Origin of the sequence: Paraniabella hibiscisoli, from assembly GCF_022512515.1 — a bacterium.
Lineage (GTDB): Bacteria > Bacteroidota > Bacteroidia > Chitinophagales > Chitinophagaceae > Niabella > Niabella hibiscisoli.
On sequence record NZ_JAKWBK010000001.1, the window covers coordinates 2,268,982 to 2,284,451 of the forward strand.

Genomic DNA, 15,470 nt, shown 5'->3' on the forward strand with positions numbered 1-15,470 from the left:
AAGGAGTGCCTCGCGTCGCGTTGAACCGGCTACCATGGCTCTTCTTCAAATATAAACATTCGCAAAGAATATGCCTCTCTAGTTCGAGGGTAGGGCTCTTTTAATCTGCCTGATATGTCGTTCGTTGTGGTAGATTACCACCCTCAGTGTATCGCCAAGCCTTAATTTAATGAAAGAGGAAATACTGATGGATGTTCTGATGGTGTTAAGATTTGCGTTATAGCACTGCTGCAATAAGTCCAGCATGGTTTGTAACTGAAGAATGAGTTGAGTAATTACCGATCTGTCTAAGTTGCTGTTCAAAGGATTCATTGCCGCAAATGTTTTCATCTTATTCAGCTTTTCTTTGGGGAGCATACTGTTTGCGAAATAATTACCCAGCCATCCGCTTTTAAATACAGGAGTAGCATACGCCTTGCTTTCTTGTATGCGTTTTCTTATTTCCGGTAAATAAAAATTGCCATACCGGTTTAAATGCTCAACACACTCTAATGCGCTCCAGTTGGTTGCATTGGCTTTTTGGGTTAATGCCCGATCAGGAAAAGCCTGTAACTGCTGAATAAAAGACAGATGCTGTTGGGTTAATTCAACCAAAGCATCCAGTAATTGTGTTGCCGCTATTTTCATATTGCAAAAATGAGCATAGCTGGTTCGCTAAACATTGATAAATGTCAACGTTTTTTCAATCGCGATAATGTTTCGGCGCTCATGCGCAGATAAGCAGCAATATACTTGTTCGCAACTTCCTGGAATAATTGAGGGCTTCTTTTTAGTACCCGTTCATAGCGTTCGCGGGGCGATTGTATCAGTAAATCCTTTTCGCGCTCTATCTGCTGCACCACCAGGCCTTCCAGCATCTTTATCCATAATAAAGCGCCTTTTTCATTTTGTTGTATAAATCCGTTAAACGATTTTTTAGAAACGATCTTAACCTGGCATTTCTTTATAGCCTGGATATAAAATTCAGAAGGGCGCTCTGTCAGAAATGAATCCAGCGAAACAATAATATTGCCTTTATAGCCAAACCGAACAATACGCTCCTCGTCTCCGTCAACAATATACGCATATACGGTTCCATCCTCTATATAGTAAATATTGGTATCTGTTGAGCCTCCTTTTTTAAAAAGTCACCTCTTTCCAGGGTAATGGTCTTTTCAAATAACCCATTAGAATCCAGTAGTGCTGCAATATCAGGAGGCTTCATCATCTTTAAGAGCGCTTGTTAAATATTTATTGATTGGTTGAATCAAATCTATTTTCTAATTTCACCGGCAAAATACTAATTTATGAATGAAGATGTAATACTGGTATCGCAGGCTACTGATGTAGAAAGAGCCGTTTTTTATAAAAAAACCTACCTGCATGTAGCAATGGCCATTTTAGCTTTTATGGTAATAGAGGGATTTTTACTGAGATCAGTTCCGCAGGAGTTTATAAAGCAAATGATGTCCGGAAGGTTTATCTGGATGTTTATTATAGGGTTATTTTGGGTAGGTAGCATATTAGCAGATAGGCTTGCTTTTTCTGTTAGCCGGAATATGCAGTACCTGGGTTTAGGGCTGTTTGTTTTGCTGGAAGCGATTATTTTTCTTCCTGTTCTTTACATAGCATTAGTAATGACCGATGGTGCAGCTGTAGTGCAACAGGCTGCTGTAATTACCCTGTTTATGTTCGGTGGACTTACAGCTGTAGTTTTTTTGACAAAAAAGATTTTTCATTTTTAAGATCTGCCCTGGTTATTGGAGGTTTTGTAGCATTAGGACTAATTGTTGCAGGCGCTATTTTCGGCTTTAACCTGGGTTTGTGGTTTTCGGTTGCTATGGTAGCACTGGCTGCCGGCAGTATTTTATACCAAACCAGCGAAATAAAAAATAGGTATGCTACCGGGCAATATGTAGGCGCGGCTTTACAGCTTTTTTCTTCGGTAATGCTGCTGTTTTGGTATATTTTGAGAATTTTAATGTCGAGAAGAGACTAAAAACTGGTTATACTTTAATACAACAAGGCCCCGTTAGTTACGCTTACGGGGCTTTACTATTTTAGGTTATCTGTATATTAATAATAGCACGATGTAGGTTTGGCTCAATAAAAGCCGTACCTTTGCGGTTTTTTTGGGGGAGTAAATTTTTTATGAATTTGCAAAATTCCCAAGATTTCAACCTAAAGGCATGAATTTAAGAAACATAGCTATTATAGCACACGTAGACCACGGTAAAACTACCCTGGTAGATAAAATATTACACGCTACCAAGGTGTTCCGTGACAACCAGGATACAGGTGACCTGATAATGGACAGCAACGACCTGGAACGTGAACGTGGTATCACCATTTTTAGTAAGAACGCATCGGTTACTTATAAAGATTTTAAAATCAATGTAATAGATACTCGGGTCACGCCGATTTCGGAGGTGAAGTAGAGCGTGTATTGAAAATGGCTGATGGTGTAATTCTTTTGGTGGATGCTTTTGAAGGCCCCATGCCACAAACCCGTTTTGTGTTACAAAAAGCTTTGGCTCTGGGGCTTAAGCCAATTGTAGTTATTAATAAAGTTGACAAACCTAACTGCCGCCCTGATGAGGTGCATGATGCAGTTTTTGACCTGTTTTTCCACTTAGATGCAACTGAAGAGCAGCTGGATTTCCCTACCTACTATGGTTCGGGCAAAAATGGCTGGTTCAACGACTCTTTAACCGAGATCGATAATATCGATCCTTTGCTGGATGGTATCATTAAATATGTACCACCGCCGCAAATCCACCACGGAACTCTGCAAATGCAGATCACTTCCCTGGATTATTCATCTTTCCTGGGTAGAATCGCTATCGGTAAAGTAGCTCGTGGCTCTATTAAAGAAAGCCAGCAGGTTGCTTTGGTACAGGCTGATGGTGCTGTGAAAAAGATTCGTGTAAAAGAATTGTATGTTTTTGAGGGAATGGGCAAGAAGAAAGTAGCTGAAGTACATGCCGGCGATCTTTGCGCTGTTGTAGGTATCGAAGACTTTAATATTGGTGATACAATCGCAGACGTGGAAAATCCGGAAGCATTGCCTGTTATCAGTGTAGACGAACCTACTATGAACATGTTGTTCGGTATCAATAACTCTCCTTTTTATGGTAAAGACGGTAAATTTGTTACCAGCCGTCACTTGCGCGACAGGTTGACAAAGGAAATGGAGAAAAATCTGGCTTTGCGTGTTGAGGAAAGTGAAGGTGGGGAAAGCTTCCTGGTTTATGGTCGCGGTATCCTGCACCTGGGTGTATTGATCGAAACCATGCGCCGTGAAGGATATGAGCTAACCGTAGGTCAGCCACAGGTATTAGTAAAAACAATCGATGGTAAAAAGTATGAGCCATACGAGACTTTAGTGGTAGATGTGCCTGAAGAGTTTGCGAGTAAGGTAATTGATCTGGTTACACGTCGTAAAGGCGAAATGCTGATCATGGAAACCAAAGGTGAAATGCAGCACCTGGAATTTGACATTCCTTCCCGCGGTTTGATCGGTTTACGTACACAAATGCTGACCGCTACTACCGGTGAAGCAGTAATGGCGCACCGTTTCAACGATTATCAACCCTGGAAAGGAGCAATTCCCGGCAGGAACAACGGAGTGTTGATCTCTAAAAACCAAGGCAAAACCACAGGTTATTCTATCGATAAATTACAGGATCGCGGTACTTTCTTCGTAGATCCGGGTGAAGAAGTTTATGCAGGCCAGATCTTGGCGGAGAACATCAAGCCAGGCGACCTGATCGTTAATGCTACGGAAGAAAAGAAATTAACGAACCACCGTGCCAGCGGTAGTGATGATGCTACCCGTATTGCTCCTAAAACATTACTTACATTAGAAGAATGTATGGAGTATATCCAGCATGATGAATGTATCGAGGTTACTCCTAATTTTATCCGCATGCGTAAGGTAGTGCTGGATGAGATTGAGCGTAACAGGCAGGCTAAGAAAATGTCTGCTGACGCATAGTCTTATAATTCAAATACTTATACTTAAATCCCGGTCATTTCCGGGATTTTTTATTGATATGAAATGTAAATTCCGTCAGTATATTGACTGAATTAATATAAATACCGTCAGTATATTAACTTAATTAATATAAATTCCGTCAGTTTAGTTATATTTGTATAGTGTTGAACCGCGCCTTGTTTAATAAAATGTTATCGGATTGCTCCCGGCAAAAGGTCTCCCTGTTAGTGGGAGCCAGGCGTGTTGGAAAAACAGAGCTATTGCTAAAGATAAAAGAACATTTTTCTACCGACTGTATATGGCTGAACGGAGAAGACGAGGATACGGAACTGATTTTAAAGGAAAGAACGGTTGCCAATTACACACGCCTTTTAATGGGCAAAAAATTGTTGATCATTGATGAGGCGCAATACATACCCGATATAGGCCGGAAAGTAAAATTGATGATAGATGAGATAAAGCCACTTCATATTATCATTACCGGCTCCAGCAGTTTCGACCTGCAGCAAACCGCCGGAGAGCCTTTGGTAGGGCGCACATTAACTAATATTATGTATCCTGTTGCACAAATGGAGCTAGCCGCAACTGAAAATACATTGCAAACCAAACAAAACCTTGCAGACCGGTTGATTTTTGGCAGCTATCCGGAAATATTGAGTATTTCATCTATTATGGAAAAGCAGCAGTATCTTAAGGAGCTGGTGAATACTTACCTGCTAAAAGATATCCTGGCCTTTGAAGACATCAGGAATCCTCAAAAGATGAAAGACCTGCTGATGCTACTGGCCCTGCAAGTGGGAAAAGAGGTCTCCCTCGAAGAGCTCGGAAGAAACCTGGGGATCAGCAAGAATACTGTAGAACGGTATTTGGATCTGCTAAGTAAAGTGTTTGTTATTTACAAGCGGGGGGCTATAGTAAAAACCTTCGTAAGGAAATTGTGAAAAGTAGCCGCTGGTATTTTGTTGACAATGGGGTGCGTAATGCACTTCTTAACAACTTTAATTTACTGCCCCTGCGGCAGGATGTGGGGTTGCTCTGGGAAAATTACATTTTGAGTGAGCGTATGAAATACAACGACTATCAGTTCAGGGTTGTAAATAGTTATTATTGGCGAACCTACGATCAGCAGGAAATTGATTTAATTGAGGAGTCGAATGATTTTTTAGAAGCCTTCGAAACAAAATGGAAAGAAAAACCAGTTAAAATACCTGCTGCATTTGCCAAAGCTTATATAGGTTCCGCCTTTCATGTTATTCATCAAAATAATTACCTGCCATACATTACATAAAGCGTAATTTTGCCTCCTGATGAAAAGGATTGTTGTAATTTTTATTTTTCTGTTATCAGGCTTAAGTGCTTTTGCGCAATGTTCTATTTGTACCAAAACGGCACAACAGTTAGGTGATGGGCCTGCACATGGCATGAACAGCGGCATCATTTACCTGGCTTTTATTCCTCTTTTAGTAATCGGCATTGTGGGTTACCGCTGGTGGAAAAGTGAGAAAGCTTCCCGCAAATAGCAGGTTCGTGGAATAAAAGATAGCATTAATCGATTTTTTTGAAAATGGTACTGGAAATAGTTGCAAATTGCCCTGCAATAGATCAACTCGTTTTTTAAACATTTTAAAATATCATTCCAATGCTTGAGCAAATCCTGGACCTTGTTAAACAACAGGGCCAACAATCTGTGGTTCAAAACACCGAAGTACCTAACGAAAGAAACAATGAAGTTATGATGGAAGCTGCAAGCACCATAACCGGAGGTCTTCAAAATATGCTAAGTGGAGGCGGGTTACAGAATATTATTTCCATGTTTTCAGGTGATCAGTCGCAAGGGCGCAATGGCATATTAAGTAATCCCATTACCAGTATGATGGTAGGCCATTTGGCTAACAACCTGATGAAAAAATGAACCTCAGTCCCGCAGTAGCGAACACTGTAGCTAATAATATTATCCCCGGCGTTTTAAATAGTCTTGTAAGCAATACCCAGCAGCAGCGATCCTGCTAATGCAGGGTTTAACCTTAATAGTCTTATAGGGGAATTAACAGGCGGCAGTAAAGCAGCTCCTCAAGCCAATGGTATTGACTTCCAGGGACTTATTGGCCAATTGGGAGCAGATACCAATGGCGATGGTAAAGTAGATTTATCAGACATTATAGGCGCCGTAAGCCGTCAGTCGCAAACCCAGCAACAAGCCCAACGCCAGAGTGGTGGAGGTATTGCAGATTTGATTCAGGGTTTCTTCAAATAAATTCTTTTATTGTGAATTTGGCATAGTTTCTGCTACTATTTAGTCAGTTCTTTAGTCACAGAATTTAATTCAAAAAGGCTTTTAAATTACTTTAACAAGTCTTTCAAAATAAAAAATGCTCTTGTACGTTTTTAATGTATAAGATTTAAGATAGTCAATTTTCTCATAAGCAGTTAGTTTTGGTTGCGACCCCTGTTTCCACAGGGGTCTATTTTTTCTAAATACTTTAAGACTAAAAACCAGACCTGCGATTGCACCAGCGCCATCTGCAACTACATCCCAGAGATCATAATCGCGGTGAGGCACAAGGTACTTCTGAACGAGTTCCATCAGGTAGCCTAGTAAAATACCCGCCAGTGTAATCCATATAAATTTTCGGACGAGGTTGCCGGAATGCTTCTTTAAACTTACCGCCCAGCACCATAAAACAACAAAGAGCGCAAAAATTCCAAAATGCACCCATTTGTCAAAATAAGGAATACTTAAAAAGGAAGATTCTTCAGGAAGGTCAGATCCGGGTATGGACAGCAGGAAAACAATAATGGCCGACCAAAAAAGGGCCGGCCAAAAACTATTCACTAATTTTTTCAAATTCATCTGTTTAGTATAACAAAGGGATTATCCCGTTACGGCTTCGTAGCCCGCAGCATCCAGCAAACCATCAACATCTGCAGGGTTGTCTACCGTCATCTTGATCATCCAGCCCTCACCATATGGGTCGGTATTCACCAACTCAGGCGCATTTCCTAAAGCCGGATTTAATTCGTTAATGGTGCCATCTACAGGCAGGTATAAGTCAGATACTGTTTTAACCGCTTCTACCGTACCAAAAACTTCGTTCGCTTTCAGCGCTTTTCCAATTGTTTCTACCTCAACAAAAACAATATCGCCCAACTCACGCTGTGCAAAGTCTGTAATGCCGATGGTTGCAATATTGCCTTCCAGCTTAATCCACTCATGGTCTTTAGTGTAGCGCAATGTATCAGGATAACTCATAGCTATTTAATTGTTTAATTTTTGAAATACAAATATGGGTAAAAGCATTGACTTTATTTTGAAACTGTCATTTTTTTGTCATTCGGTATTTCTGTTAGATAAGTGGGGTCAATATCTTTTCTTTCAAACTGTAACATTCGGGCATTTTATCCGAATTATAGTAAATGCAGGATGCTGCCAAACCATTTAAATGTTATTTCATCACTTTTAACGGACGTTTTATACCATTTACCGTAAAATGCTTTGCATCGGATGGGGCTGAAGATAGCTTTGCTGCACAAACCAATTTTATGCGATCGTTATTTTTGTCTTTATTTTTTACCGGTGTTGTATGCTTTGCCAATGCCCAAACCGTAACCGGGAAGATCACTGATGCTGATACCAGGCCAATGCCTAATGTATCCGTTTCTCTCTTAAAAGCCGCCGACTCAACTTTGGTAAAGATGAACCTTACAGATAAGGACGGCAAATACCAGTTTGAAAAGGCCGAAGAAGGTAAATACCTGGTAATGGCTACCAATGTGGGCTACGTGCCAATGTACTCACCGCTTATCAACCTAAATACAGGTAAGGATACTAAACAGGATATCGTGTTAGAAAAAGCCAGCACTCAAATGGCTGGCGTAGTAGTTACTGCCAAACGACCGATGGTAGAAGTGAAAGCCGGTAAAACAATCGTAAATGTAGACGCCTCACCCACCAATGCAGGTTTGAATGTTCTGGAGATACTGGAAAAATCGCCTGGTGTTTCTGTAGACAACGATGGCAATATCAGTGTGAAGGGTAAAGGCGGTGTTCTGGTGTTGATTGATGATAAACCTACTTATATGAGCTCCACTCAGCTGGCTACCTTTTTAAGGAGTTTGCAGGCCAGCGGACTTGACAAGATCGAGATTATGACCAATCCGCCGGCCAAATATGATGCGGCTGGAAACTCAGGTATTATCAATATCAAAACGAAGAAGGGTACGATCAAGGGAATAAATGGAAATGCTAACTTAAACTATGCTAATGGATTTTATTCCCGTTACAACGGTGGATTGAATCTTAACTACAGGAATAACAAGGTAAATTTATTTGGCAGTTATAATGGCGGGCACTGGGCTAATAAGAGCACGCTGACGCTTGACAGGAAGTTCTTAGCGGAAGATAACTCAACGCTGAAAGGTTCTTCGGACCAGGTTTCAGAAAGAAGTAATGGTGGCGATTATCATAATGCTAAAATAGGTATGGATTACTACTTCAATAATAAAAACGTGGCAGGTGTAGTTGTGAACGGGAATTTTGGTAACTGGAAGGAAACCCAAAACAGTAACTCCAATTTGCGTGATGCATCGGGTGATATAGAATCCAGAATCAAATCGCTTGCGATAAATAAAACGAATTCCAATAATATTTCTACCAATCTTAATTATAAGCATACTTTCGATTCCGCAGGTCATGAACTGAGCGTGGATTTTGATCAGGCTTACTATAAGAACCAGGGCAGTACCTATTTATTAACCAAACCTCTTAATGCGGCGGGACAGCAATCATTTATAGATATTTTTCTTTTAGGGGATATTCCCTCCGAAATCAATATTTATAGCGGTAAAATAGATTATGTAAAATCTTTATCAAAATTCTTAAAGGTTGAAGCCGGGCTTAAATCAAGCTTTGTAAATACGGATAACAGGGTAATGTATACCCGGAAAGACAGTATGGACTGGATGAATGATGCTAAGCGCAGCAACCATTTTATATATAAAGAGAATATCAATGCTGCCTATGCCATTTTTTCATCGACTCTTAAAAAATGGGAGCTGACAGCAGGATTAAGGGTTGAGAATACGGTTGCGAAAGGACATCAGATGCAAAATGACTCGTCTTTCTCAAGAAATTATACCAACCTTTTCCCTAATGCCGGTGTAACATTTAATGCAAGCGAAACTCACCAGTTAAGCCTGAGCTATAGCCGTCGTATCACCCGTCCCGACTATGACGATCTGAATCCATTTGTGTTTTTCCTCGACTCATTAACCTATGGCCAGGGTAATCCTTATCTGCAACCACAATTCACCAATAATATAGAGTTGAGCCATACATTTAAGAGAGTACTAACTACCACTATCAATTATACGCAAACCAATGATATTATAGCTGAAATGCTGAAACAGGATACAGAGAACAAGATCACTTTTCAAACCAAAGAAAATTTTAGTAAGATGAAACAGCTGGGTTTAGCGGTATCGCTGAATATGCCCGTAGTTAAGTGGTGGACGTTAAACCTGTATGCCAATGTATTCAACAATCACTACACAGGTATTTACAGCAACGGTAAACGAAATGACCCGGTAGACATTCAGCTTACAGGATTTACCGGTAATATGTCTAATACTTTTACCTATGGCAAAGGTTGGTCCAGCGAAATTAGTGGCTGGTATGGCACCCGTTTTATGGAAGGGTTGATGGTGAGCGGGCAGATGGGCGCCCTGAATGCTGCCCTGGCAAAGGAAGTACTTAAAAAGAAAGGAACCGTAAAACTGGGCGTAAGAGATATTTTCAGAACGCAGATTTTTAACGGATACGCTAAATATAGTGACGTGGATGTGGATATCCAGAATAAGCGGGACAGCCGGCAGTTTACGCTCACCTTCAACTACAGGTTTGGTAACAACAAGGTAGCGCCTACCAGGAGGCGAACCGGTGGCGCCGGAGACGAGCAGAACAGGGTGAAAAGCGGTGGTAACTAAAAAGCGTTCAATTTATATGTAGAGAAGCTGTCGGGCAACCGGCAGCTTTTGTTTGTAATGTACCATTTATCAGTTGGTTAGAGTTGAACAACGGCTTATTTAAGCAGTTGACCGATACGGATTGCCATTTAACCGGATTTTTTTACCATTTATCGGCAACTACTTTTACGACAGTTATTTTACAGGTAGGTTTGCATATCGAAAATTATCAAATCAAAGTTTTTTTATGAGAATTCTAGTGTTGATCTTATGCCTGGGTGTGCTACTACCAACTACGGCAAATGCGCAAAAAATTTCCGGAACAGTTAAGGATGCAGATAGCAAACCATTAAATGCAGCCACCGTTACCCTGTTGAAAGCTGCGGACTCTTCTATTGCGAAGCTGAACGCTTCAGACAAAAGCGGTAGCTATACGTTTGAGCATATCGAGTCGGGAAAGTATATAGTGCAGGCGACAGCAGTAGGTTATACAAAAGCCTATAGCGCTCCTTTTGAGTTGGCTGGCGCCGATAAGAATGTTCAGGACATTACCTTAACTAAAGTTGCAACTGAAATGTCCGCTGTGGTAGTTACAGCCAGGCGGCCAATGATCGAGGTGAAAGCAGATAAAATGATTGTAAATGTTGAAGGCACCGTAAATGCTACCGGTAATGATGGTATCGACCTGTTAAGAAGATCTCCTGGCGTCCTGGTAGATAAAGATGATAACATCAGCATGTCGGGCAAAAATGGAGTGGAAGTGTATATCGACGGAAAACCAAGTCCGTTAAGGGCGCTGATCTGGGTAATTACCTTCGTTCTTTGCAATCGTCCAGCATTGAGAGTATAGAACTGATCACTAATCCCGGTGCGCGCTATGAGGCTTCAGGTAACGCCGGTATTATTAATATCAAATTGAAAAAAGATAAGGCATTGGGCACCAACGGAACGGTTAATGCTGGTTATAATGTGGGTGTATTTGCTAAATATAATGCTGGTATATCGCTCAATCATCGCAGCAAAAAGGCCAACTATTTTGGTAACTACAACTACAGTCGAGGTTTAAACTACAATAAGCTTACTTTATATAGGGAGATTAGTGGTCTGAATAGCACTAAGGATACCATTTTTGACCAGGTGTCAAATATGAAAAGCCAAAGACAGGCACATGGTTTTAAGGCGGGAGTAGATTATTACCTGAACACTAAAAATACATTGGGTGTTATTTTAAGTGGTAATATTTCCGATAACACCAACAGAACCAACGGCCCGATGAGTATTACACCAAGAGGTAACGCCGTGCCTGATCGTATACTTGAGGCCAATCCGGTAATGGAAGGTGATCGTAAAAACTACAATGCCAATGTAAACTACAAGTATGCAGATACATCTGGTCATCAATTGAACATTGACCTGGATTATGGCCGTTATGAAAACTATACCAACCAGTATATTCCTAATATTTACTATACAGGCGATCATGCTACGGAGATCTCAAGAAATATTTACAGGATGGTTACGCCTACTGATATTAATATTTACTCGTTTAAGGCGGATTGGGAGCAAAATGCCTGGAAGGGGAAGTTAAGCTACGGTACTAAAATCGGGTTTGTTGAAACGTTCAATGATTTCAATAGGTTTGATGTAAATGGCGCTTCCGAAGTGCTCAATATCAAAGAGTCAAACGTTTTTGATTACACGGAGAACGTGAATGCATTGTATGTAAATTATAACCGCCAGTTTAAAGGATTTATGATACAGGTGGGTTTAAGAGGCGAGAACACCAATTCGAATGGCGTTTCTACCAGCGAAGTGACTGCCGACTCTACTGTGAAAAGAAGCTATACAGATCTTTTCCCAAGCGCGGCTATTACGTTCAATAAAAATCCCATGAGCCAGTGGAATTTTACATTCAGCCGTCGTATAGACAGACCTAATTACAGTAACCTGAACCCTTTCAGGTTTGCGTTGAATGATTATACTTATCAGGAGGGTAATCCTTACCTGAAGCCACAGTATACAAACAGCTTTGGTATCACGCATACCTTTAAGTACAAGCTCAATACTACTTTAAACTATAGCCATATTAAGGATCTGTTTGCACAGATTCTGGATACAGCTGAAGGAAGTAAGTCATTTCAGATTACACGTAATTTGGCTACCCAGGATATAATAGGTCTTAATGTAAGCTATCCATTTAGCTATAAAAACTTCATGCTTTTTTCAAACCTTAACTCCAACTACTCTATTTATAAAGCAGATTTTGGAGGAGCAGGCAGGGATATAAAAGAAGAAGTGTTTAGCTATACAATTTATACGCAGGGATCGTACAAATTTGCTAAAACCTGGACCGCAGAACTTACGGGTCTTTATATCTCTCCTTCTATATGGCAAGGTATTTTCAGAAGTAAAGCAATGGGTTTTGTGGATGCTGGTATGCAGAAAACCATAATGCAGGGAAAAGGAACCATTAAGGCAAGTGTAAGCGATATTTTCAAAACCATGCGTTTCAGGGGCGATGCCAATTATGCAGGAGCTTTGAACAGGGTAGGAGCTAACTGGGAATCTCGCCAGTTTAAAATTAACTTCACTTACCGCTTTGGTAGTGCACAGGTTAAGGCTGCAAGACAACGTAAAACAGGTTTAGAAGAAGAAAATAAACGTACAGGCGACGGTGGAGGAGCACCGGGCCAGCAGTAATAAAAGCTTAGTTTTGTTGGTTTAGTAAAAGTTGCCGGCTATTGTTGGCAACTTTTTTGCATTATAAAGGTTATGAAATGCTCTTTATTTTTTTAGTATCAGCCAGTTGGCTGTTAAGTTGTAATAACTCATCTAACCTGGGTAAAAGCAGCGATGAAAAAGACGCTGTTGTTGATCCCGTAATGGTGCGTGATTCTGTTGTGATTGTGGATAGCATTACATCTATGGATACCGCCTCTGCCATAATGCCCGCCGAAACTGTTATACAGGTTCAAATTCCTGCGGAAACTTTACCGGTGACAAGGTTGCCTAAAACGCTTACATCAGATCAACAGTCCATACATGTTACCATAACGGATTTAGAGGTAGGTCAGCTGCGGATCAGTATCAATCATAGTAAACCCGATGTCAATATTCGTATCAGCCAGGTGATCCGACCTGATGGAAGTATGGACGGTCCGTTTGGCCAACAATTGGTTTATGATATTAAACAACGAGGTAACTACACGGTCATTATCAATAAGAGTAATATGGCTTCAGGCTCGCAGGTGGGGGATGTCTTTATTACGATGGAGCGCTAATCAATTAGGTATGATAATTGCCTTTTATTACTGGGCAATTGATGTTGAATAGCTTTTAGCTTATTTTATTTTTTAACATAAAAATTTTAAGATATGGACAACAAAAACCTGAAAGAAGAAGAACTAAAAAGGATAAAAAAACAGACGAGCATGCAGATGCGTCAGTTAAGCCTGATCCTGAAACCCTGGGTAAAACAGACCCACAGGAAGATATGAAAGGTCCGGTGTCTTCGTTAATGCAGAAAGGCAGCAAGGTGATGGAAAGTAATGAAAGCAAAGAGAACGCCAGCAAGAGGCACGACGATAATATGTAGCAGGCAAACATGCATAGAGCGCAGGCTCTATGCATAAATATCTTCAATATCGTTTTTATATTTCTCCACTATTACTTTGCGTTTCAGGCTCATCTTAGGGGTCATTTCTCCTCCATGTACACTCCATTCAGTAGGTAAAAGCACAAATTTTTTAATTTGTTCAACATGATTGAAATTGACATTGTGGTGGTCAATTACTGAGCGGAAAAGATCATGTATTTTTTGATCTTTTACTATTTCAGCATGGCTCATTTCAGGTACCCCATTCTCTTTCATCCAATCTTTAACGGCAGTAAATGATGGAATAATCAGGGCGCTTACAAATTTTCTCTCGCTACCCAAAACGATGATCTGCTCGATGAATTTGCTTTCCTTCATCTTATTCTCAATAGGTTGTGGCGCTACGTATTTACCACCGCTGGTTTTAAATAACTCTTTTTTACGGTCGGTTATTTTATAGAAGCGGTTTTCGATAATGGTGCCGATATCACCCGTGTGCAGCCACCCGTCTATAATAACCTCTGCTGTTAACTCAGGATGTTTATAGTACCCTTGCATAACACTGGCGCCTCTTACCAGAATCTCGCTATCTTCTGCTAATTTAACCTCTATGCCGTCAATGGGTGGACCTACTGTGCCAAAAAAGGTTTCATTGTTTTGCTTACGGTTTACACATATCACCGGACTGTTTTCTGTTGGTCCATAGCCTTCGTAGATAGGAATGCCTGCTGCGTTAAAGATGCGTAACAATTTTTCGGAGGCAGCAGCACCGCCTGTGATGATAAAGCTGATATTTCCTCCAAGCGCTTCCCGCCATTTACTGAATACCAGCTTCCTGGCAATATTTAGTTTGAAAGAGTACAATCCTCCCGGAGGAGTACGGTTATCATATTTTAAGCCCAGTGCTACACTCCAGGAGAACAGCGATTTTTTGATACCGCTTAATTCATTGCCCTTGGCCATAATTTTCTCATACACTTTTTCCAGTAAACGAGGCACGGTGGTAAAACCATCCGGCTTTACTTCTCTTAAATTATCGGCAATCGTTTCGAGGCTTTCGGCATAATAAATAGAGATGCCACTAAACAGGTAGATATAGCTTACCATTTTCTCGAAAATATGGTTCAACGGGAGAAAGCTCAATACCTTGGTTTGAGGCTGATCCGGAAACGGGAAACTGGCTTTGGAGAAAAACACGTTGCTTACAATATTGCCATGGCTAAGCATAACCCCCTTTGGAGTGCCGGTAGTGCCGCTGGTATAAATAATGGTAGCCACATGTGTGTTAGGTATTTGTTTCTTGATGGCGGCCGCCTGTTGCAAATGCTCATCAGATGCCAGGTTCAATAATTCTGAATAATGAGCAGCCCCGTTTACTTTATCAAAAGTATAGATGCCTTGTAGGAAATCACTTTTTAATGATTGGATTTTGGTTAGCAGTTCCCCGCTGCTCACAAAAATATATTTAGCTTCTGATTCGTTTAAAATATATTCCAGCTCCTGCGTGCTGGTAGTAGGATACATCGGAATAAGTATGGCGCCTATTTGCTGAACTGCCAGATCGGTAAAGATCCACTCAGGACGGTTGTTGCTGATAATGGCTATTTTATCACTGGTCTCAGGGGTGAAATTATTTCCACTTACTCCTTTGGCTAAAAGCCCCGCCGATAACCGGTCAGCTATATCTGCTACTTCCTGTGTTGTATAAGCCTTCCATTGCCCCTGCTCTTTGGCACAAAGCATATCATTCTTGGGGAAGTTTTTTAGCTGATGGCCTACGGCGTCAAACAATCGGTATTCTGGATAATTCATTCAATTATTTTTTCTTATGGCTAACACAATGATAAAATTTCCTTTCGCATTCCACTGCAATGTTAAAAAGGCCATTGCGTTCAGGTTCACATGCTTCAAATCAATTAATGACATACAAGTTAAGAA

Annotated in this window: 18 protein-coding genes and 2 pseudogenes; 13 read left to right on the forward strand and 7 right to left on the reverse strand. The window is 40.7% G+C overall.

Annotated features, from left to right (window positions below):
• Positions 1-78: 78 nt before the first annotated feature.
• From MKP07_RS14395 to MKP07_RS38555, 4 genes and pseudogenes are all read right to left on the reverse strand, one after another.
• Positions 79-627, reverse strand: a complete 549-nt coding sequence (locus MKP07_RS14395; RefSeq protein WP_240847813.1) for a DinB family protein — start codon at positions 625-627, stop codon at positions 79-81.
• Between the two features lie 44 nt (positions 628-671).
• On the reverse strand, positions 672-857 hold the full coding sequence (locus tag MKP07_RS14400; RefSeq protein WP_240847814.1) for a cyclic nucleotide-binding domain-containing protein: 186 nt from the start codon (positions 855-857) through the stop codon (positions 672-674).
• A gap of 87 nt (positions 858-944) precedes the next feature.
• A pseudogene (locus MKP07_RS42530) lies at positions 945-1,094 on the reverse strand (hypothetical protein); the annotation flags it as partial.
• Positions 1,082-1,207 (reverse strand): hypothetical protein, encoded by a 126-nt coding sequence (locus tag MKP07_RS38555; protein WP_262919302.1) that lies wholly within the window; start codon positions 1,205-1,207, stop codon positions 1,082-1,084. The gene MKP07_RS38555 and the pseudogene MKP07_RS42530, both read right to left, overlap by 13 nt.
• Positions 1,208-1,388: 181 nt before the next feature.
• On the opposite strand from MKP07_RS38555, the pseudogene MKP07_RS42535 reads away from it, so the two are divergent.
• From MKP07_RS42535 to MKP07_RS14440, 8 genes and pseudogenes are all read left to right on the forward strand, one after another.
• A pseudogene (locus tag MKP07_RS42535) lies at positions 1,389-1,978 on the forward strand (Bax inhibitor-1/YccA family protein).
• Positions 1,979-2,168: 190 nt separating this feature from the next.
• Positions 2,169-2,417 carry a GTP-binding protein gene (locus MKP07_RS43775; RefSeq protein WP_262919303.1) on the forward strand — a complete coding sequence of 83 codons (249 nt, stop codon included), beginning with the start codon at positions 2,169-2,171 and terminating at the stop codon, positions 2,415-2,417.
• A 14-nt stretch (positions 2,418-2,431) separates the two neighbouring features.
• Entirely contained in the window at positions 2,432-3,976 is a 1,545-nt protein-coding gene (locus tag MKP07_RS38565) for a GTP-binding protein TypA/BipA (RefSeq protein WP_262919304.1), read from the forward strand.
• A 188-nt stretch (positions 3,977-4,164) separates the two neighbouring features.
• Complete coding sequence (locus MKP07_RS14420; protein ID WP_240847816.1) at positions 4,165-4,917, forward strand: ATP-binding protein; 753 nt, start codon at positions 4,165-4,167, stop codon at positions 4,915-4,917.
• Positions 4,914-5,264, forward strand: coding sequence for a DUF4143 domain-containing protein (locus MKP07_RS14425; protein WP_240847817.1), 351 nt, complete (start codon positions 4,914-4,916; stop codon positions 5,262-5,264). The genes MKP07_RS14420 and MKP07_RS14425 overlap by 4 nt, the downstream gene beginning before the upstream one ends.
• Positions 5,265-5,283: 19 nt before the next feature.
• On the forward strand, positions 5,284-5,496 hold the full coding sequence (locus tag MKP07_RS14430) for a hypothetical protein (protein ID WP_240847818.1): 213 nt from the start codon (positions 5,284-5,286) through the stop codon (positions 5,494-5,496).
• A 119-nt stretch (positions 5,497-5,615) separates the two neighbouring features.
• Entirely contained in the window at positions 5,616-5,888 is a 273-nt protein-coding gene (locus MKP07_RS14435) for a hypothetical protein (RefSeq protein ID WP_240847819.1), read from the forward strand.
• A gap of 198 nt (positions 5,889-6,086) precedes the next feature.
• A complete protein-coding gene (locus tag MKP07_RS14440) occupies positions 6,087-6,230 on the forward strand; it encodes a hypothetical protein (RefSeq protein WP_240847820.1) in 144 nt (47 codons plus the stop codon).
• An 81-nt stretch (positions 6,231-6,311) separates the two neighbouring features.
• Here MKP07_RS14440 and MKP07_RS14445 read toward each other — a convergent pair whose 3' ends face one another.
• Together MKP07_RS14445 and gcvH are read right to left on the reverse strand one after the other, a co-directional pair.
• Positions 6,312-6,821 carry a VanZ family protein gene (locus tag MKP07_RS14445; RefSeq protein ID WP_240847821.1) on the reverse strand — a complete coding sequence of 170 codons (510 nt, stop codon included), beginning with the start codon at positions 6,819-6,821 and terminating at the stop codon, positions 6,312-6,314.
• A 27-nt stretch (positions 6,822-6,848) separates the two neighbouring features.
• On the reverse strand, positions 6,849-7,226 hold the full coding sequence (gene gcvH, locus MKP07_RS14450) for a glycine cleavage system protein GcvH (protein WP_114792445.1): 378 nt from the start codon (positions 7,224-7,226) through the stop codon (positions 6,849-6,851).
• A gap of 164 nt (positions 7,227-7,390) precedes the next feature.
• Here gcvH and MKP07_RS14455 point away from each other — a divergent pair, with 164 nt between their 5' ends.
• The 5 genes from MKP07_RS14455 to MKP07_RS38570 all read left to right on the forward strand — a co-directional run bounded on the left by MKP07_RS14455 (position 7,391) and on the right by MKP07_RS38570 (position 13,434).
• A complete protein-coding gene (locus tag MKP07_RS14455) occupies positions 7,391-9,958 on the forward strand; it encodes an outer membrane beta-barrel family protein (RefSeq protein WP_240847822.1) in 2,568 nt (855 codons plus the stop codon).
• A gap of 226 nt (positions 9,959-10,184) precedes the next feature.
• On the forward strand, positions 10,185-10,787 hold the full coding sequence (locus MKP07_RS14460) for a carboxypeptidase-like regulatory domain-containing protein (protein ID WP_240847823.1): 603 nt from the start codon (positions 10,185-10,187) through the stop codon (positions 10,785-10,787).
• Positions 10,760-12,637, forward strand: coding sequence for an outer membrane beta-barrel family protein (locus tag MKP07_RS14465; protein WP_240847824.1), 1,878 nt, complete (start codon positions 10,760-10,762; stop codon positions 12,635-12,637). The genes MKP07_RS14460 and MKP07_RS14465 overlap by 28 nt, the downstream gene beginning before the upstream one ends.
• A 77-nt stretch (positions 12,638-12,714) precedes the next feature.
• Positions 12,715-13,218, forward strand: coding sequence for a hypothetical protein (locus MKP07_RS14470; RefSeq protein WP_240847825.1), 504 nt, complete (start codon positions 12,715-12,717; stop codon positions 13,216-13,218).
• 93 nt (positions 13,219-13,311) lie between these two features.
• The gene (locus tag MKP07_RS38570; protein WP_262919305.1) at positions 13,312-13,434 is read left to right on the forward strand and encodes a hypothetical protein; all 123 of its coding nucleotides are present in this window, start codon (positions 13,312-13,314) and stop codon (positions 13,432-13,434) included.
• 125 nt (positions 13,435-13,559) lie between these two features.
• On the opposite strand, the gene MKP07_RS14475 is transcribed toward MKP07_RS38570, so the two are convergent.
• Positions 13,560-15,344 (reverse strand): AMP-dependent synthetase/ligase, encoded by a 1,785-nt coding sequence (locus tag MKP07_RS14475; RefSeq protein WP_240847826.1) that lies wholly within the window; start codon positions 15,342-15,344, stop codon positions 13,560-13,562.
• Between the last annotated feature and the right edge of the window lie 126 nt (positions 15,345-15,470).